Here is a 19346-nt window from a genome sequence, read left to right on the forward strand (position 1 = left end):
TCGCAAAATTTCTCAGGAACACCTCGGTCAGTCCCCTCTACCCCCTGGGGCGGTCCGACGTTTCGGGAGGGTTAGGGTGAGGGGTGGTTTTCCCTGTCGAAAACACTCTCCATAAAGTCTCCACATTCCCCCCACACCCCCTCCACATACAAATCCCAGACTCGCCCCATCCAAACAGGGAGAGTCCCATGAACCGCAGCCTGACCCTAAAACTCGGGGCAATTGCCCTTCTGATTCTGTTGTTGCTGATCCCGCTCCTGATGATTAACGGCGTGATCCAGGACCGCCAGCAACTGCGCGACGGTGTCCTCGAAGACATCGCCCGCAGTTCCAGCTATAGCCAGCAACTCAGCGGGCCGCTGATGGTGGTGCCGTATCGCAAAGTGGTGCGGATCTGGAAGACCAATGAGAAAACCAACAAGCGCTACCAGGAAACCGGCGAAGAACGCGGCCATCTGTATTTTCTGCCGGAGCGTTTCGAGCTCGACGGCAAGGTGCAGACCGAGTTGCGCTCGCGGGGTATTTACGAGGCGCGGCTGTACCACGCCGACAACCACATCAGCGGCCTGTTTTCGATTCCCGCGCAGCTGGGCATCAAGGAAGATTTCGCCGATTATCAGTTTGATCAAGCGTTTCTGACGATAGGCATCAGCGATATCCGCGGGATCGAAAATGCCCTGAAACTGGACCTCAATGGTCAGAGTCTGGACTTTGAACCGGGCACGCAGCTGGGCTGGCTAGGCGAGGGGGCACACGTCATGTTGCCCGCGCTGGACAGGCACAAAGGCGCGGAACTGGCGTTCGCCTTTGACCTGCGCCTGCAGGGCACCGGCCAGTTGCAGATCACTCCGGTCGGCAAAACCAGCAAGGTGCAACTGGCGGCCAACTGGCCTCACCCGAGCTTTATCGGCAAGTACTTGCCGGCTCAGCGTGAAGTCACCGGGACAGGTTTTACCGCGAATTGGCAGACTTCGTTCTTTTCCACCAACCTGGAAGAAGCCTTGACCAACTGCCTGACCAGCGACCGTTGTGACGAGTTCAAGAGCCGCAACTTCGGGGTGAGTTTCATCGATCCGGTGGATCAGTACCTCAAGAGTGATCGGGCGATCAAATACGCGCTGCTGTTCATTGCCCTGACCTTTGCCGGATTCTTCCTGTTCGAAGTACTCAAAAGCATGGCCGTGCATCCAATCCAGTACGCGCTGGTGGGCGTCGCCCTGGCGTTTTTCTACCTGCTGTTGTTGTCGCTGTCCGAGCACATCGGCTTTGCCCTGGCGTATCTGTTATCGGCGGGCAGCTGTGTGTTGTTGATCGGGTTTTATGTCTGCCATGTGCTACGCAGCGTGCGTCACGGCTTGAGTTTTTCGGCGGGATTGGCGGCGTTGTATGGCTTGCTCTATGGCTTGCTCAGTGCAGAGGATTACGCGTTGTTGATGGGTTCGCTGCTGTTGTTCGGGTTGTTGGGCGTGTTTATGGTGCTGACCCGCAAGCTGGACTGGTATGGGATTGGGCCGAAGTCGGCCAAGCCGTTGGCGTTTGATATTGGGGCTGTGGAATGAGCCGGTCGTTGGGGTTGCGTGAGGATCAGCAGGAGGGCGAGGTGTTGGCGACGCTGATTCGCGGGTTGTTTGCGTTAGATCCGGTGTGGTGCAATCGCGAGCAAGCTCGCTCCCACAGGGGATCTCCTGTGAACACAAAATTCGTGCCCACCAAAGATCAACTGTGGGAGCGAGCCTGCTCGCGAAGAGGCCCTGACAGCGAGCGAAGTTCTAAACCTTCGGCATAGTCGCCAGCATCGAAGGCCGCTGACTCACCTCAAAGTACCAGTTCGCCAGCTTCGGATTCGTCGTGCGCCATTCCAGATCCGGATGGCGCAAATCCAGGTAACCCAACGCACAGGCAACACTGATCGCCGCCACATCGAAATGGCTGGTCAGCTCGGCAATCGCGTCCGCTTCCAGCAATGCCAGGCCGCGACGAATCTTCTCGCGCTGGCCATCGAGCCATTCGTCCCAGTGTTTTTCCGGGGCACGCAGGGCGACTTCATAACGAATCAGCACCGCAGCGTCCATGATCCCATCGGCCAGGGAGGCCAGGGTCAGGCGCCGCCAGCGGGCTGAGCCGTCGCGCGGTATCAGCGGGTTGCCGACGTGCTGGTGGTCGAGGTAATCGAGGATCACCCGGCTGTCATGGATGACGTTGCCATCGGCCAGGCGCAAGGCCGGAATTTTACCCAGCGGATTGTCTTCGTTGAGTATCAGGTCCGGGCTGACCGGTGTGAGCACGCAGTCTTGCAGCGCCACGCGGTCCTGTTGACCGGTTTCATGCAGCAGCACCATGACTTTGCGAACGAAGGGCGACAAGGGGTTGTGGAACAGGGTCATGCTGGCGGCGGACATGGCAGCGTCTCGGTATGGGGCAGTGCTGGGCAGCATAGCGCGTTGATCCGGGAGCTCAAGCGGTTGGCGCATTGATCTGTGGCTCTGTAGCAGCTGCCGAGCCGAACGCAGCCTTGCGCTGCTCGACAGCTGCTACAGGAGTTCGCCAATCGATTTGGATCAGCGGCGCTGCAGCAGGCCGCGCAGGGCAAGGGCGGCGGGAATGCCCAGGCCAAGCCAGCTCAACGCGTCCCACACGCCATCCCCCAGCAACGCGGCAAACAACCCCGCGGCGCTGAGCAGGGCGATGACTGTAGGGGTGGAGAAAACCTTCCAGAAATTCGACTGCCTCGGCCTCATGCTGGACTCTCCGCGTTATCGAGCACCGGTTTCGCCGCCTTGCGCCGCACCACCCACAGGTAAACCCCGCTACCGAGCACGATGATGGTCAGCCCATCCAGGGTCGCCCAGAGGATCTTCATCGGCATGCCGCCGTAATCGCCGAAGTGCAACGGTTGAGACATGCCCATGGCGTCCATGTACCAAGGACGTTCGGCCACGGCGGTGACTTGCAGGGTACTGGCGTCGATCAGCACCGGTGTCAGCAGGTGCGAGGTTAAGTGAGTGCTGCCTTTCATGAACACCGCGTAATGGTGTTCGCTGGAGAAGCGTGTGCCAGGGAAGGCAATGAAGTCCGGCTGCATGCCCGGTGCGACTTCCTTGGCGATGTCGAGCAAGCGGGTCGCGGGCGCCAGTTGTGTCAGTGGCGGTGCGTCGCGGTACGGCGCGACCATCGCGCTCAGGCTGTCGTTGCGCCAGGCGGCGATCAGCAGGTCGGCGCAGGCGCTGATGACGCCGGTGACGCCGACCACCAAGGCCCAGGTCAGCGTCACCACGCCGATCAAATTGTGCAGGTCGAGCCAGCGCAGGCGGGTGGATTTGTCCTGGCGCACGGTGGCAAATTTCAAACGGCGCATGAACGGCAGGTACAGCACCGTCCCGGAGACAATCGCCACCACGAACAGAATGCCCATGAACGCCAGCAGCAACTTGCCCGGCAGACCGGCGAACATGTCCACGTGCAGGCGCAACATGATCATCATGAAGCCGCCGTTGGCCGACGGCATCTCCAGCGCTTCGCCGGTGCGGGCGTCGAGCATGAAGGTGTGAGACGAGTTCGGTTCGGTGCCGGCGGTGGCCGCCATGATCGTAATCGCGGCGTTGGGCTCTTCTTCGTCAAAGCCGAAATACTGCATGACCTCGCCGGGCCGATGCTTTTCAGCCGCCCGCACCAACTGCTGCAAATTCAGCAGCGGGGTGTCCGCCGGCATCGCCTTCAGTTCAGCGGCATCGCCCAGCAAGTGGTCGATCTCGTGGTGAAAGATCAATGGCAGGCCGGTCAGCGCGAGCATCAGCAGGAACACGGTGCAGATCAGGCTGGTCCAGGTGTGGACGAAGGACCAGCGGCGAATTGTTTTGCTTTTCATTTCATAGCCTTCAGAAATACCAAAGCCGTCCATGTCGGACGGCTCGGGACTTGGGCGTGCAAGGTCAGGCCATTACCACTTGTAAGTGGCACTGGCGACGACGCTGCGTTGGTCGCCGTAGTAGCAATAGAAACTGTCGCACGTGGAGATGTAGTCCTTGTCGAACAGGTTGGTGGCGTTCAGGGCCAGGGAGGCACCTTTCAGGCTGTTGTCCAGACGACCCAGATCGTAATGAACCGCCGCATCGAACACCGTGTAAGCGTCGGCCTTGCCCAGCCAGGTGTTGCCCTGATCGCCGTAGGTATTGCCGGTGTAGCGAGCGCCGGCGCCGATGCCGAAACCGTCCAGCACGCCGTTGTGCCAGGTGTAATCGGCCCACAGCGAAGCCTGTTGATTGGGCATCAGTTGCAGGCGATTGCCTTTGAAATCGCCTTTCTGCACTTCGGATTTTGCCAGGGTGTAAGCGGCGATCACCTTGAGGTTCTCGGTCACGTCAGAGACGGCTTCCAGTTCCAGGCCTTTGACTTTCACTTCACCGGTCTGGCTGGTGATCGAAACGTTGTCCGAGTTGGTCGTGGTGACGGAGACGTTTTTCTGGGTCAGGTCGTAGACCGCAGCGGTCAACAGAGTGCTGCTGCCAGGCGGTTGGTACTTGATGCCCAGTTCCCACTGTTTGCCTTCGGTCGGCTTGAACGAATCGGTCGGCGATGCCGTGGCGTTGCTGGTCGTCTGGAACGACTCGGCGTAGGACAAGTAGGGCACGAAGCCCGATTCGAACACGTAGCTGATCGCCGCGTTGCCGCTGAAGTTCTTGTCGCGCTCGGTGTTGGTGGCATCGCCTTTGTTGAAGAACCTGGTGCCGGTGTGGACCCAGTCTTCACGACCACCCAACGTCAGACGCCATTGGTCGAGGGCCATCTGGTCCTGGACGTACAGGCCGGTCTGGTAAGTCTTCTGGTCGTAGTCATAGAACGCCGCCGAACGTGGCGGACGAACAATGGGCTGGCCATAGATCGGGTTGTTGACGTTGGTGGTCAGACCGTCACCGAAGATCGAGGTGTAGTTGGTGTTGGTGCGCTGGTGATCGAGGCCGATCAACAGGGTGTGACGGATGTCGCCGGTCGCGAAGTCGCCCTGGAAGTTGTTGTCCACGGCGAACTGGCTGATGTCCTCGTCGACACTGGTGCTCGAGCGGCCAACGTTGCCCTCGGCATCGACCTGGGTGAACGGGTAGGCGCCGGGGGTGAGGGCCTGGAAGGACAGGTCCGATTTGGTGTAGCGCAGGTTCTGCTTGAACTGCCAGACATCGTTCAAACGATGTTCAAAGGCGTAGCCCAGTGCGTAATAGGTGCGGTCGTAAAATTCCCAGTCCGGGTCGCCGAGGTTCTTGTGATGGGAAATCTTGCCGAGTGGCGAATGGATCCTGGTGCCTTGCACCGGCAAGAACTGGCTGGTGATGCCGGTATCGTCGCGGGTGAATTGCGTCAGCAGGGTGAACCGGGTGTCTTCGTCGATGTTCCAGGTCAGGCTCGGCGCGATGTTGTAGCGCTTGTTGTCGACGTGGTCGATCTGCGTGCCGCTGTCGCGCACCACACCGCTCAAACCGTAGAGGAACTGGCCTTCGTCGTCGATCTTGCCGGTGCTGGCGAAGTTTATCTGGCGATGGTTGTCACTGCCGTATTGCACTTGGATTTCGCTGCTCGACTCGGCGCTGGGACGACGGCTGACCATGTCCAGCAAGCCGCCTGGCGGGGTCTGGCCGTAAACCGACGAGGCCGGTCCGCGTAGTAGGGCGAGGCGGTCGAGGTTCCAGGTTTCCTGTTTCGGGTTGGCGTACACGCCTTTTGGCAGTGGCAGGCCATCAAGGAATTGCGTCGGTTCGAAACCCCGCACGCGCAGCCAGTCGGCACGGGTGTCGCTGCCGTAACTACTCGCGACGATGCCGGGCATATAGCGCACGGCGTCATCGAGGCTATGCACATTGCGGTCGTCCATTTGCTCGCGGGTGGCGATCGAAATCGAGCGAGGTGCTTCGACCAGCGCGGTATCGGTCTTGGTGCCGGCGGCGGTGCGGGTCGCCAGGTAACCTTGCACCGGTCCCCAGGCACTTTCGGTGTTTTCCACGCCAATGACGGCGGTTTCCGGCAGGGCCATCACGCCTTCAGGCACGGCCACCAGGCTATAAGTGCCAGCGCTGCTCTGTTCCAGTTGCAGACCGGTGCCGCGCAAGGCTTCACGCAGAGCGCCGGCTGCGTCGAATTGGCCTTTGACCGGCGCCGAGGTCTTGCCCGCTGCCAGTGAAGGATTCAACGACAGCGCCAGACCCGCCTGGCTGGCGATCTGGTTCAGGGTGCTGGCCAAGGGCGCGGCCGGCAGGTTGTAGGCACGAACGCTGGACGCCTGTTCAGCGGCCATCAGCTGGCTGCTGGCCAGAGGGGCGCAAAGGGCAATGGCAATCGCCAGCAAACTGGGGCGCAACACGGTGTCTAGCGAACGGGACATACAGCGGCTCCTGAATGGAAATGTTTCTCAATTGCCTAGGTGCCGCACGAGAATCCGAAAGTGATAGAGCTGATTGGAAATAATTTCGATTCAGTAAACAAGCCGTTATGGATTGTCAGATGTCATCAGGTTTGTGCTGAAGCTGATGGCCCCTTCGCGAGCAGGCTCGCTCCCACAAGGGAACGCATTTCAAATGTGGGAGTGAGCCTGCTCGCGAAGGCGTCTTACCTGGCTCAACATCACTTGCCTTCAGCCTTCGCTACCGTCACCCACCACGGCGTGTGCTGTTCGATCTGCACCGGCAGGGTCGGCAGCAGGGCGCTCAGGGCCAGATCGGTGTCGTGCAGCGGGAAGCTGCCGGTGATGCGTAGGTCGGCGATTTCTGGAGCAACGCCAAGATGCCCGCGTCGATAACGACCGAGTTCATGAATCAGGTCCTCCAGCCGTGTGTTGTCCACCACCAGCATGCCGCGGGTCCAGGCATCGGCGCCGAGGTTGAGCGCGACGATCGGCCCGAGGCCATTGCTGCGCATCAGGACTTGTTGGCCTTCACGCAGAATCTGCTCTTCAGGACTCGACTCGGGATGGGCCGCTACCGCCGATTTCAGCACGCTCAGGCGCGTACCTTCTTCTTCGCGCTTGACCAAGAACCTTGTCCCCAACGCGCGCAGGCTGCCTTCGCGGGTTTCGACGATAAACGGCCGGGCGTCGCCATGGCCGGTTTCGACGAGGATTTCCCCTTCCTGGAGGATGATCAGCCGTTGTTTTTCATCAAAACGCACATCCACGGCACTGTGGGTGTTGAGGTTGATCAGCGTGCCGTCGGTCAGGCGCAGGGTGCGTTGCTCACCGGTGGCAGTGCGCTGGTCGGCCAGCCAATAGTCGATCGGCAGGTAACGATCACCGGCGAACAACGCCAACCCGATCACCGCGACGATGCTGGCCACGCCGCTGCCGAGTTTGCGCACACGCCGGCGAATGCTTTCGCGCGATTGCAGTAAAGCAGTGCGAGCCGGGCCGCTGGCAACGCTGAAGCGCTGGTCGAGCATGCCCAGTTGGCGCCATGCCCGCGCATGTTCTTCGTGGGCGGCGTGCCATTTGGCGAACTCTTCGCGCTCCACCGGGTTGCCGGAGTCCAGGGACAACTGCCAGGCAATCGCGGCATCCAGCACCTGCGCTGAGACGGGTTTAGAGCTGACCGGGCTCATACCGGCTCACCGTACAACGCGATGTAGCACTGACGAATGCCCTGGGCCAGGTACTGACGCACTCGGGGAACGGACACGCCCAGGCGCTGGGCGATTTCGGCGTGGCCGAGGCCGTCGAGACGGTTATAGAGAAACGCCGCCCGGGCTTTGCTTGAGAGCTTGCCAAGCAGGCGGTCGATGGCTTTGAGGTCTTCGAGAATCAGTTGCTGTTGCTCCACCGACGGTTGTTCACCTGCGGGGATCAGCATCAGTTCAATGAGGTAGGCCTGTTCCAGCGCGACGCGGCGGAAATAGTCGAACAGCAGACCCTTGGCAATCGCCACCAGAAACGCGCGCGGTTCGCGCGGCTCCTTCAGCTCTTCACGACCCAGCAAACGCACGAAAGTGTCCTGACTCAGGTCTTCGGCCCGTTGCGGACAGGCCACATTGCGTCGCAGCCAGGCCAATAGCCAACTGCGATGGTCGCGATACAACGCACCAACGAGCTCACTTTGAGGGCTTTGGACTGACGACACGCAGCATCACCGATTGGGAAGTATTAACTAACGAGAATTGTTCGCGATTGTGGCAGAGGCGGGGGAGGTAAGCAATTGGCGCTGGTCGGGTGGGGATAACCGGGATTCTGGACCCGGCACCGAACCTTGTAGCAGCTGCCGAAGGCTGCGTTCGGCAGCTGCTACAAAGGATTGCGGTGGCTGTCAGAAAGAGGGCGCTCGCTGTCTGCGCTTCCACTGACTCAACCGCTGCTGCAGATTCAACGGGCTATGAATCTGCAGCAGCCGCGCCCGGCTGAACAGAATCAACGCCAGCTCAGCGGTGGCCAGCGCATCGGCACTGGCATTGTGGCGCTCGAACACTTCCAGTTTGAACCAGTCGATCCACTGATCCAGCCCGGCATCGCGAATGTGCGCCTGGGGGCAAAGTAGCGGTGCGATATCAGCCACATCCAGAAACGGATGCTGCAATTTGTAGCCCAGATGATCTTTCAAGGCGCGCCCGAGCATGTGCTGATCGAATGGCGCGTGAAACGCCAGCACCGGGCTGTCGCCGACGAACTCCATGAATTCGACCAAGGCCTGAGCAGGGTCGCTGCCCGCGGCAATTGCACTCGGTCCCAGGCCATGGATTAACACGCTGGGAGCCAACTTCATGTCGGCGCATTGCAACGTGCGTTCGAACTGCTGACTGAAGTCGATGGCCCCGTCCTCGATCACCACCGCGCCGATGGACAACACCCGATCCCTGTTCAGGTTCAATCCGGTGGTTTCCAGGTCGAGCACCACCCAGCGCTGTTCGCGCAGGCTGCACTCGCCCAGCTCTGCCGCCGAAGGCAAGCGTTGCAGACGTTGTTGAAGTTCACCGGGAAGGCTCGGACCTGCCGGGCGCAGCCATGAAAACAGGCTCATAGCTGATACCGCAGGGCCAGGCTGCTTTGCAGGCGTTGTGCCTGGCGCAGGGATTCACGAAGGATCCGTCGATCCAGATGATTGAGGCTGTCTGGATCGACCCGGTTGGAGTAGGGCAAGTTCTCCCGAGTCTGTAGCTGATGTTGCTGCATGCGGGCTTGCTGGATGAAGTGATAGGCCTCTTCGTACGCCGCACCGTCCAGGCGTTCGATGACTCCTTTGTCCACCAGTTGGCGAAAGCGCTCCAACGTGTTGTTCGCCTCGACCCCATGGGCCAACGCGAGCAGTCGGGCACCGTCGACAAACGGCGTCAGCCCCTGGACCTTCAAGTCCAGGGTGGCTTTCTCGCCATTCTTGCGAGCCAGTACGAACTCACGGAAACGTCCTACGGGCGGACGGTTGCGCAGGGCGTTCTCGGCCATCATCCGTTGGAACAGTCGGTTGTCATTCACCTGATCGAGAATGCCCTGACGCAGCTGCTCGCAGCCTTGCTCGTCGCCCCACACCACCCGCAAGTCGAAATAAATGCTCGAACCCAACAGGTTCTCCGGCGTGGCCTCGCGGATAAACGCGGCAAAACGTCGTGACCACTCGGCCCGGGACAGACACAGCTCCGGGTTGCCGGCCATGATGTTGCCCTTGCACAGGGTGAAACCGCAGAGCGCCAGGCTTTGGTTGATCTGCTGGGCAATGGGCAGCAATTTGCCGCGAATCTCGGCGGCGTGGGCCGCGTCCCGGGCTTCGAACAGAATGCCGTTGTCCTGATCAGTGTGCAGCGTCTGTTCGCGACGGCCTTCGCTACCAAAGCACAGCCAGCTGAACGGAATTCCGGGGTCGCCTTTCTCGGCGAGGGTGAGTTCGATCACCCGGCACACGGTGTGGTCGTTGAGCAGGGTGATGATGTGCGTGATCTGGGTTGAAGAGGCGCCGTGGGCCAGCATGCGCTCTACCAGTTGGCCGATCTCGCCGCGCATCGCGACCAGATTTTCCACCTTCTGGGCGCTGCGGATAGTCCGCGCCAGATGCACCAGATCGACCCGTTGCAGGGAAAACAGATCACGTTCCGAGACCACGCCGCACAGGCGATGATCCTTCACCAGGCAGACGTGGGCGATGTGCCGCTCGGTCATGGCAATTGCCGCATCGAAGGCGCTGTGGTCCGGCGACAGGTAAAACGGCGCCCGGGTCATGTGGCGTTCGATAGCTTCGTTGAAATCGTTAGTGCCGTCGGCCACCACATGGCGCAGGTCGCGCAGGGTGAAAATCCCCAACGGCGCTTTATGTTCGTCGACCACCACAATGCTGCCGACCTGCTGCTCATGCATCAGGGTCACGGCTTCACGCAGTGGCGTGGTCGGGCTGCAGGTGACCGGATGGCGCATGGCCAATTCGCCCAGACGGGTATTGAGCGAGTACTGGGTGCCGAGAGTTTCCACGGCTTTTTGCTGGACTTGCTGGTTGACCTGATCCAGCAGGCTGCTCACGCCGCGTAGGGCAAAGTCGCGAAACGCGTTGGAAATCGCGAACAGTTTGATGAACGCCAGCTTGTTCAGCTGTAGGCAAAAGGTGTCTTCGGAGGCCAAATGTTCGGTACGAGTCGCGCGCTCACCCAGCAGGGCGGCGAGGGGGAAACATTCGCCGGTAGTGATTTCGAAGGTGGTTTCGGTCCCACCCTTGGCCGTGTGGGGACGTTCACCCACGACCCGGCCTTGCTTGACGATGTAGAAATGCTCAACCGGACCGTCGGCGGGCTTGAGGATGCTTTCGCCGGGCGCATAAAAACGCAGCTGACACTGTTCGACCAGGTACGCCAGGTGGGCGTGTTCCATTTGATTGAAGGGCGGGAAACGCTGAAGGAATTGCAATGTGCCCTGGATGTTTTGCAACACCGCGGTTTTCCCGGCCTGTGTGAAGGCGTCCTCTTTGCTCATAACCATTACCGCAGTCTTTTTTTGAATTGTTGTTGTCGGATGACTCAGCCATGGTCGGCCCCCGCGCGCAGGGTGCCCATTGGACGTAAGTCTAGGTAGGCAGTGAAGCTGTCGGTATTTGGGAAATGTCTGACGCAACTGTGGGAAAAACCTCCTACATTGGCTATAGGAAAACTTTCCGACGAAGTGCACCCTGAAGGTCTGCTGGGTGATGTCACACGGAAGTGATAGCAATTGGATTGAAAACGTAGAGAAAGCTATGTCCGACCACGATATTTTGAGTGACGCCGAGCGCAAGGCGCTGAGTGACGTCATGCTGGAACCTGACCTGCCGCCGCAACGGGTGCTGATCGTCGACGACGATAAAGACGCGCGCGAGTTGCTGTCGGAGATTCTGGCGTTGGACGGGGTGCGTTGCATGACTGCCGCCAGTGGCGAAACGGCACTCAAGATGTTGGAGACGATGCCATCGATTGGCCTGGTGATTACCGATCTGCGGATGGGAAATGTCGATGGTCTGGACCTGATCCGCCAGGTCCGTGAATCGGTTCGGGCGGCAATGCCGTTCATCATCGTTTCCGGTGACGCCGACGTGAAAGATGCGATCGCTGCGATGCACTTGAGCGTGGTCGACTTCCTGCTCAAGCCTGTCGATACCGGCAAGCTGTTGGAGCTGGTCAAGCATGAGTTGGGAATGGATGCGTAGGTACCGAGTTGAAACAAAAAAGCCCTGATCTCTCGATCAGGGCTTTTTTTGTCCGGCGTCAGCGTTTAGTTACAGGCCATTGGCAGCCTTGAACTCGCGGCGGCGACGGTGCAGGACCGGCTCGGTGTAGCCGTTCGGCTGCTTCGTGCCTTCGACCACCAGTTCGACCGCCGCCTGGAAGGCGATGTTGCTGTCGAAGTCAGGTGCCAGCGGACGATACAGCGGGTCATTGGCGTTCTGACGGTCAACCACTGGCGCCATGCGCTTGAGGCTTTCCATGACCTGATCTTCAGTGACGATGCCGTGACGCAGCCAGTTGGCGATGTGTTGGCTGGAAATCCGCAGCGTCGCACGGTCTTCCATCAGGCCGACGTCGTTGATGTCCGGCACTTTCGAACAGCCCACGCCCTGGTCGATCCAGCGCACCACATAACCGAGAATGCCCTGGGCGTTGTTGTCCAGTTCGTTCTTGATCTGCTCTGCAGTCCAGTCTGGATTGACGGCCAGCGGGATGGTCAGGATGTCATCCACCGAAGCGCGCGCACGTTTGGCCAACTCGGCCTGACGGGCGAACACATCGACCTTGTGGTAGTGCAGCGCATGCAGCGCAGCAGCGGTCGGCGATGGAACCCATGCAGTGTTGGCACCGGCCATCGGGTGAGCGATTTTCTGTTCGAGCATCGCTGCCATCAGGTCCGGCATGGCCCACATGCCTTTACCGATCTGCGCGCGACCTTGCAGGCCGGTGCTCAAACCGATATCGACGTTCCAGTTCTCGTAGGCGCCGATCCACTTCTCAGCCTTCATGTCCGCCTTGCGCACCATCGGGCCGGCTTCCATGGAGGTGTGAATTTCATCGCCGGTACGGTCGAGGAAACCGGTGTTGATGAACACTACACGCTCGCTGGCAGCCTTGATGCAGGCCTTGAGGTTGACCGTGGTACGGCGTTCCTCGTCCATGATCCCGACTTTCAGCGTGTTGCGCGGCAGACCGAGTACTTCTTCGATGCGACCGAACAGCTCGTTGGTGAACGCTGCTTCTTCCGGGCCGTGCATCTTCGGTTTCACGATGTAGACCGAGCCGGTACGGCTGTTCTTGCGCGAGTTGTTGCCGTTGAGGCTGTGGATGGCCGCGAGGCTGGTGACCAGACCGTCGAGGATGCCTTCCGGCACTTCGTTGCTCTCTTTATCGAGGATCGCGTCGATGGTCATCAGGTGACCGACGTTGCGCACGAACAACAGCGAGCGACCGTGCAGGCTCAATTCGCTGCCATCGAGGGCGGTGTAGGTGCGGTCGGCGTTCATGGTGCGGGTAAAAGTCTGACCGCCCTTGGAGACTTCTTCCGACAGATCGCCCTTCATCAGGCCGAGCCAGTTGCGGTAGATCACCACTTTGTCATCGGCATCGACTGCAGCGACGGAATCTTCGCAGTCCATGATGGTGGTCAGCGCGGCTTCCATCAGGATGTCTTTGAGGCCGGCAGCGTCGGTCTGGCCGACCGGGGTGCTGGCGTCGACCTGTATTTCGAAGTGCAGGCCGTTGTTTTTCAGCAGGATCGCGGTCGGTGCGGCTGCATCGCCGTGGAAACCGATCAGCTGTGCATCGTTGCGCAAGCCGGTATTGCTGCCGCCTTTAAGGGCGACCACCAGTTTGCCGTCAACGATCTTGTAGCCGGTGGAATCGACGTGAGTGCCGGCAGCCAATGGCGCGGCTTCGTCGAGGAAGGCGCGGGCGAAGGCGATGACCTTGTCGCCGCGAACCTTGTTGTAGCCTTTGCCTTTTTCCGCGCCGCCAGCTTCGCTGATGGCATCGGTGCCGTAGAGCGCGTCATACAGCGAACCCCAACGGGCGTTCGAGGCATTGAGCGCGAAACGGGCGTTCATCACCGGAACCACAAGCTGTGGACCGGCCATGCGGGCGATTTCGTCATCGACGTTTTGCGTCGTTGCCTGGAAATCAGCCGCTTCTGGCAGCAGATAACCGATGTCTTGCAAGAAGGCTTTATAGGCCACGGCGTCGTGCGCCTGACCGGCACGGGATTGGTGCCAGCCATCGATACGAGCCTGGAAATCATCGCGTTTGGCGAGTAGGGCTTTGTTCTTCGGCGCCAGGTCATGAATGACCTTGTCGGCACCGGCCCAGAACTTATCGGCGGTGAGGCCGGTACCGGGAATGGCTTCGTTGTTCACGAAGTCGAACAGGACTTTGGCGACCTGCAGGCCACCGACTTGAACGTGTTCAGTCATTGCTTGCCTCACTCTGCTCAGCTATTTCGCTTTTCAGCTCTTCAATTTAACAATCAAGCCTCTGGCATTTAAACCACAAACCTTTCGACCAGTACATGCCATTGCGGGCGGCTGGGTTATGACCAATCAACGGCGTTGAGGCCTTGCTGACGGGGCTTTCAGGGTTGTGGCTGCACCTGCGGCAGACATCGATCCAGCGTTATGTAGTGCGCGCTGCGGCATACTACATGATGAATTGCGCTTGTGAAAATTAGACTAATTACGTCGTTCTGCGACGCCATGACGCATTGCAGTCACGTCGGGGAGCGGGATGTTCTCAAAAAACTATTGGATTGTTCCAGTTAAATATAAAAACTTGTACACGATTTGTTTTTCCTACTAGACCGGCGGTGCTCCATTCGCGAGCAGGCTCGCTCCCACAAAGGCCTGCGCGGATCCTGTGGGAGCGAGCCTGCTCGCGAAGGCGTCAGCCGATTCAGCGCAGCAACCACCTTTGCCTATACTTCTTTTTCTATAACAAAAGAGGGCTGCGCCATGGACCACCTCGTACTCACTGTATTCGCTCCGGACAAGCCAGGGCAGGTCGAGCGCATTGCCCAATGCATCGCCGAGCACGGCGGCAACTGGCTGGAGAGCCGCATGTCACGCATGGCCGGGCAGTTCGCCGGGATTCTTCGGGTGGGCGTGCCGGCCGAGGCTTACGACGAATTGGTAGATGCCTTACAGGCGTTGTCCGCCCATGGCATTCGCGTGCTGATTGCCGAAAGCGGCATCGAGCAATCCTGCACCTGGAAACCGATCGCCATGGAATTGGTGGGCAATGACCGCCCGGGGATCGTACGCGACATCACGCGTCTGCTGAGTGAACAGGGGGTGAACCTGGAGCGTCTGGTGACCGAAGTACGTCCGGCGCCGATGAGCAGCGAGCCTTTATTCCACGCTGAAGCGATTCTCGCAGTGCCCTTGACGCTATCCCTGGACGTGCTGCAATCGCGCCTGGAAACCCTGGCGGATGATTTGATGGTCGAATTGGTGCTGCGCAGTGAACCCTGAACAGGTTATCCAAGTTATACGTGCACCTGCCTGTGGATAACCTGTAGAGACCGTCCTCTAGGCCACGTCGGCCGGGACTCTTCAGGAACTGATCAAAAAACCAGCAGTTTCAGGGACTTGCGCACAAACGCCGGGGATCACGTTGTGGATAACCTTGGGAAGGATCGATGCAGGCCACGAGATTCGTGGCTTGCAGAGTTTTGTGCGTTTTTTGATCAGCTGCGGCGGCGCAGACTTATCCACGCGTCGATGCTGTAAACCGCCAGGCCCGCCCAGATAAAGATGAACGCGATGAGTGTGCTCGACGACAAATGTTCGCCAAACAACAGAACGGCTTGCAGCAGCACCAATGTCGGCGCCAGGTACTGGAGAAAGCCCAGCGTGGTGTAGGGCAAATGCCGTGCAGCCGCGTTGAAACACACCAGCGGCACCAGCGTCACCGGACCGGCGGCCACCAGCCACCAGGCTTGGGATGTGGTCCAGAACTCGGGCTGCGCACTAGTGGCGGTCTGATTGAACAGCAACCAGGCGACCGCAATCGGCACCAGCATCCAGGTTTCCACCACCAGCCCTGGCAGCGCCTTGACCGGCGCTTGCTTGCGGATCAATCCGTAGAAACCGAAGGTCAACGCCAGCACCAACGACACCCACGGCAGACTGCCGACTTGCCAGACCTGTTGCGCGACGCCGACTGCCGCCAGGCCAACCGCCAGCCATTGCATGCGCCGCAGTCGTTCGCCAAGTATCAGCATGCCCAACAGCACGTTCACCAGCGGGTTGATGTAATAACCGAGACTGGCTTCGAGCATGCGCCCGTTGTTCACCGACCAGACGTAGGTCAGCCAGTTGGCGGCGATCAGCGTGCCGCTCAGGGCCAGGATTGCCAGGCGTTTCGGGTTATCACGCAACTCGCGCCACCAGCCCGGATGTTTCCAGACCATCAGCAACAAGGTGCCGAACAGCGCGGACCAGAGCACTCGGTGGATGATGATCTCCACGGCGGGCACGCTGGCGATGGCTTTGAAGTAGAGCGGGAAAAGTCCCCAGATGATGTAGGCACTCAGGCCCAGGATGTACCCGCGACGCGGGTTGGCAGCTTGCATGCAGAATCCTTGCTTAGGCAGCTAACAAAGAGGGGATTGTAAGGAGAATTGTCTACGGATGTCCTACCTGATTAGGTTGGGCAATTGTGAACACAATACCTGTGGGAGCGAGCCTGCTCGCGAAGAGGACAGGTCAGTCGATATCAATGTCGTCTGACACACCGCTTTCGCGAGCAGGCTCGCTCCCACATTTGGATCTGTGTTGGTCAGAAGAGCTTCAGCGGTTCTTCGTTCAGTGCAGCCAGTTGCTCACGCAAAGCCAACACTTGGTCGCCCCAATACCGTTCACTGCCAAACCACGGAAAACTGTGCGGGAACGCCGGGTCGTCCCAGCGGCGGGCGAGCCAGGCGCTGTAGTGCATCAGGCGCAAGGCGCGCAGCGGTTCGATCAGAGCCAGTTCCCGCGGATCGAAGTCGTGGAACTCACTGTAGCCGTCCATCAATTCCGACAACTGACCGAGACATTCCTGACGATCACCCGCCAGCATCATCCAGATGTCCTGCACCGCCGGGCCCATGCGGCAGTCATCCAGGTCGACGATGTGGAACATCTCGTCGCGGCACATCATGTTGCCGGGGTGGCAGTCGCCGTGCATGCGAATGTTCTTGTGCGGCGTAACGTTGTAGACCTCTTCCACTCGCTTGAGCAGGTCACGAGCCACGGACTCGTAGGCTGGCAGCAGACTTTTGGGTACGAAATTGCCTTCGAGCAATGTCGTCAGCGAGTCATGACCGAAGTTTTTCACGCCCAGCGCTTCGCGGTGTTCGAACGATTTTGTAGCGCCGACGGCGTGCAGGCGACCGAGCAGTTGCCCCAGGCGATATAACTGATCGAGATTGCCGGGCTCCGGCGCACGGCCACCACGGCGGGGGAACAGGGTGAAGCGGAAACCGTTGTGTTCGTGCAGGCTGGCACCGTTGTGAATCATCGGCGCGACCACCGGCACGTCGCACTCGGCGAGTTCGAAGGTGAATTGGTGTTCTTCGAGAATCGCTTCGTTGGTCCAGCGCTGCGGACGGTAGAACTTGGCGATCAGCGGCTCGGAGTCTTCGATACCGACCTGATAGACACGGTTCTCGTAGCTGTTGAGCGCCAGAATGCGCGCGTCGCTGAGAAAGCCGATGCTTTCGACGGCATCGAGCACGAGGTCTGGGGTGAGGGTTGCAAACGGGTGGGCCATGCTGACTCCTGCGCGCAGCAGGCTGCCGCGTCCGGCCAAGCATGGTAGCGCAGACGGGGGGTCTTTAGGGCCTGGCCTTGAGATGAGTGGTGTTTGGGCTGACGCTTTCGCGAGCAGGCTCGCTCCCACAGGAGATTTGCGGTGTGCCACAGATCCAATGTGGGAGCGAGCCTGCTCGCGAAGAGGCCCGATCAGGCGCCGACGATCCCGCCATCTTCCCGTGAAATCGCCATCACCGAAGACCGCGGCTTGCCATTCGGCAAATGCTCAGGGAACGTCGACCCGCCGTTTTCCCCCGGATGCTGAATCCCGACAAACAAGGTCTTCTGGTCTGGCGAGAAGCTGATTCCTGTCACTTCGCAGCCCACCGGCCCGACCATGAAGCGGCGGATCTCCCCGGTTATCGGGTCGGCACACAGCATCTGATTGTTGCCCATGTCCGCGAAATCACCGGCATTGCTCGAATCGCCATCGGTGAGAATCCACAACCTTCCGGCCTTGTCGAAACCCAAGCCGTCCGGGCTGTTGAACATGTTTTGCGGTGTGATGTTCGACGAACCGCCCTTCGGCGTGCCGGCGTGGACGCCCGGGTTGCCCGCGACCACAAACAGATCCCAGGCAAAGCTTTTCGAGCCGTGATCGTCACGGTCAGTGCGCCAGCGCAAAATCTGCCCGTAGACGTTCTTCTCGCGCGGGTTCGGCCCGCCCACCGGTTGCCCGTCCTCGCCACGCTTGGCGTTGTTGGTCAGCGTGCAATAGACCTGGCCATCCTTGGGGCTGACGACGATCCATTCCGGGCGGTCCATGCGCGTAGCTTTCACCACGCTGGCTGCGAGGCGGGCGTGAATCAACACTTCGGCCTGATCGGCGAAACCGCTGCTGGCGTCGATGCCGTTTTTGCCGTGGGTCAGTTCGATCCATTCGCCCTGGCCTTTTGGGTGATCGGCATTGCCGTCGCCCGCATCGAAGCGCGCCACGTACAAGGTGCCGTGGTCCAGCAGATCGCGATTGGCCTTGGGGTTTTTGTGGTTGATCTTGTCGCGGCTGACAAATTTGTAGATGAACTCGCCGCGCTCATCGTCGCCCATGTACACCACCGCGTGACCGTCACTGGTTTCGGCCAGGGCGGCGTTTTCATGTTTGAAGCGGCCCAGTGCAGTGCGTTTGACTGGCGTCGATTGCGGGTCGAACGGGTCGATTTCCACGACCCAACCGTGACGGTTGAGTTCGTTGGGGTTTTTCGCCAGGTCGAAACGCTCGTCGTGTGGGTGCCAGTTGATCTCTTTACTGGCCGCCACCGCGCCGTAGCGTTTCTGTGCGGCGTCGAACTTTTGTTCGGCATTGCTGCTGCCGAAGCAGTCAGTGAAGTTTTCTTCGCAGGTCAGATACGTGCCCCACGGCGTCTTGCCGTTGGCGCAGTTCTGGAAGGTGCCAAGGACGTTCTTGCCGTGCGGATCAGCGCTGGTTTTCAGCAGCGTGTGGCCGGCGGCCGGACCGCTCAGGCTGATCGGCGCGTTGCCGTGAATGCGCCGGTTGTAGCGCGAGCCCTGGACGAAATGCCACTGGCCGTTCTTGTGCTGCACTTCGATCACCGACACGCCTTCACAGGCCAGTGCCTTGCGCACGTCAGCAGCCGATTGCGGCATGCCGCCGTGGGCGTAGAGGTAGCGATAGTTGGTGTATTCGTTGTTGATCGCCATCAGCGCCCGGTTGTTGTCACCGGGAAATTCAAACAGGCTCATGCCGTCGTTGTTGTCGCCGAACTGGACTTCCTGATGTTCGGCCGTGCCGTTGCCGCTCGGGTCGAATGCCGGACCGTTCTTCTGCAGGGGCTGGCCCCAACTGATCAATACCGAAGATTTGTAACCTGGCGGCAGGGTGATGGCGTCGCTGGTGGCGGCGGGAATACTGTCAAAACCCAACAGTTTGCTGGAGCCGGCGCTGACGCTGGCGGCCAGCACGCTGCGGCTCAGCAGGTTGCCGCCCAGGAACATTGCTGCACCGCAAAGGGCGCCGGCGCTGATGAAGCCTCGACGGCTGAGGCCGACCATTTTCTCGAGGTCGGTGGATTGGTTGTCTTCTAATAGGCTCACATCAGGCTCCCTGCGGGTTTTTGCAGTCACCTTAATGAGCGTTAATGACAC

General features: G+C 59.9%; 15 protein-coding genes. 3 read left to right on the forward strand and 12 right to left on the reverse strand.

What is annotated here, in order from left to right; genetic code table 11:
• Nucleotides 1-188 precede the first annotated feature (188 nt).
• Complete coding sequence (gene creD / locus JFU47_RS19820) at nucleotides 189-1559, forward strand: cell envelope integrity protein CreD (RefSeq protein WP_140674749.1); 1371 nt, start codon at nucleotides 189-191, stop codon at nucleotides 1557-1559.
• Nucleotides 1560-1769: 210 nt separating this feature from the next.
• Here the strand turns inward: creD and JFU47_RS19825 are convergent, their stop codons facing one another.
• From JFU47_RS19825 to JFU47_RS19860, 8 genes are all read right to left on the reverse strand, one after another.
• Nucleotides 1770-2399: a glutathione S-transferase gene (locus JFU47_RS19825; protein WP_201185062.1), complete on the reverse strand. Its 630-nt coding sequence runs from the start codon at nucleotides 2397-2399 to the stop codon at nucleotides 1770-1772.
• Nucleotides 2400-2558: 159 nt separating this feature from the next.
• Nucleotides 2559-2738: a hypothetical protein gene (locus JFU47_RS19830; RefSeq protein WP_008147122.1), complete on the reverse strand. Its 180-nt coding sequence runs from the start codon at nucleotides 2736-2738 to the stop codon at nucleotides 2559-2561.
• Nucleotides 2735-3865, reverse strand: a complete 1131-nt coding sequence (locus JFU47_RS19835) for a PepSY-associated TM helix domain-containing protein (RefSeq protein WP_201185065.1) — start codon at nucleotides 3863-3865, stop codon at nucleotides 2735-2737. Before JFU47_RS19835 ends, JFU47_RS19830 begins: the two co-directional genes overlap by 4 nt.
• A 72-nt stretch (nucleotides 3866-3937) precedes the next feature.
• Nucleotides 3938-6367, reverse strand: a complete 2430-nt coding sequence (locus JFU47_RS19840) for a TonB-dependent siderophore receptor (RefSeq protein WP_201185066.1) — start codon at nucleotides 6365-6367, stop codon at nucleotides 3938-3940.
• Nucleotides 6368-6606: 239 nt separating this feature from the next.
• The gene (locus JFU47_RS19845; protein WP_201185067.1) at nucleotides 6607-7575 is read right to left on the reverse strand and encodes a FecR domain-containing protein; all 969 of its coding nucleotides are present in this window, start codon (nucleotides 7573-7575) and stop codon (nucleotides 6607-6609) included.
• Nucleotides 7572-8090 carry an RNA polymerase sigma factor gene (locus JFU47_RS19850; RefSeq protein ID WP_201185068.1) on the reverse strand — a complete coding sequence of 173 codons (519 nt, stop codon included), beginning with the start codon at nucleotides 8088-8090 and terminating at the stop codon, nucleotides 7572-7574. The genes JFU47_RS19845 and JFU47_RS19850 overlap by 4 nt, the downstream gene beginning before the upstream one ends.
• Before the next feature lie 183 nt (nucleotides 8091-8273).
• Nucleotides 8274-8981, reverse strand: coding sequence for a 3'-5' exonuclease (locus JFU47_RS19855; protein ID WP_201185070.1), 708 nt, complete (start codon nucleotides 8979-8981; stop codon nucleotides 8274-8276).
• The gene (locus tag JFU47_RS19860) at nucleotides 8978-10918 is read right to left on the reverse strand and encodes a putative nucleotidyltransferase substrate binding domain-containing protein (RefSeq protein WP_201185074.1); all 1941 of its coding nucleotides are present in this window, start codon (nucleotides 10916-10918) and stop codon (nucleotides 8978-8980) included. Before JFU47_RS19860 ends, JFU47_RS19855 begins: the two co-directional genes overlap by 4 nt.
• A gap of 253 nt (nucleotides 10919-11171) precedes the next feature.
• Between JFU47_RS19860 and JFU47_RS19865 the strand changes: the two genes are divergently transcribed.
• On the forward strand, nucleotides 11172-11618 hold the full coding sequence (locus JFU47_RS19865) for a response regulator (RefSeq protein ID WP_056741267.1): 447 nt from the start codon (nucleotides 11172-11174) through the stop codon (nucleotides 11616-11618).
• A gap of 69 nt (nucleotides 11619-11687) precedes the next feature.
• Here the strand turns inward: JFU47_RS19865 and JFU47_RS19870 are convergent, their stop codons facing one another.
• A complete protein-coding gene (locus JFU47_RS19870; RefSeq protein ID WP_201185078.1) occupies nucleotides 11688-13865 on the reverse strand; it encodes a malate synthase G in 2178 nt (725 codons plus the stop codon).
• Between the two features lie 534 nt (nucleotides 13866-14399).
• Here JFU47_RS19870 and JFU47_RS19875 point away from each other — a divergent pair.
• Nucleotides 14400-14918 (forward strand): glycine cleavage system protein R, encoded by a 519-nt coding sequence (locus JFU47_RS19875; RefSeq protein WP_007947710.1) that lies wholly within the window; start codon nucleotides 14400-14402, stop codon nucleotides 14916-14918.
• Nucleotides 14919-15133: 215 nt separating this feature from the next.
• On the opposite strand, the gene rarD is transcribed toward JFU47_RS19875, so the two are convergent.
• The 3 genes from rarD to JFU47_RS19890 form a co-directional block, all read right to left on the reverse strand.
• Nucleotides 15134-16021 (reverse strand): EamA family transporter RarD, encoded by an 888-nt coding sequence (rarD, locus tag JFU47_RS19880; protein WP_201185080.1) that lies wholly within the window; start codon nucleotides 16019-16021, stop codon nucleotides 15134-15136.
• A gap of 206 nt (nucleotides 16022-16227) precedes the next feature.
• Nucleotides 16228-17202, reverse strand: a complete 975-nt coding sequence (locus tag JFU47_RS19885; RefSeq protein ID WP_201185087.1) for a serine/threonine protein kinase — start codon at nucleotides 17200-17202, stop codon at nucleotides 16228-16230.
• Between the two features lie 191 nt (nucleotides 17203-17393).
• Nucleotides 17394-19295: an alkaline phosphatase PhoX gene (locus JFU47_RS19890; protein ID WP_201185090.1), complete on the reverse strand. Its 1902-nt coding sequence runs from the start codon at nucleotides 19293-19295 to the stop codon at nucleotides 17394-17396.
• Between the last annotated feature and the right edge of the window lie 51 nt (nucleotides 19296-19346).

The organism is Pseudomonas sp. TH39(2020), assembly GCF_016650715.1.
Lineage (GTDB): Bacteria > Pseudomonadota > Gammaproteobacteria > Pseudomonadales > Pseudomonadaceae > Aquipseudomonas > Aquipseudomonas mandelii_C.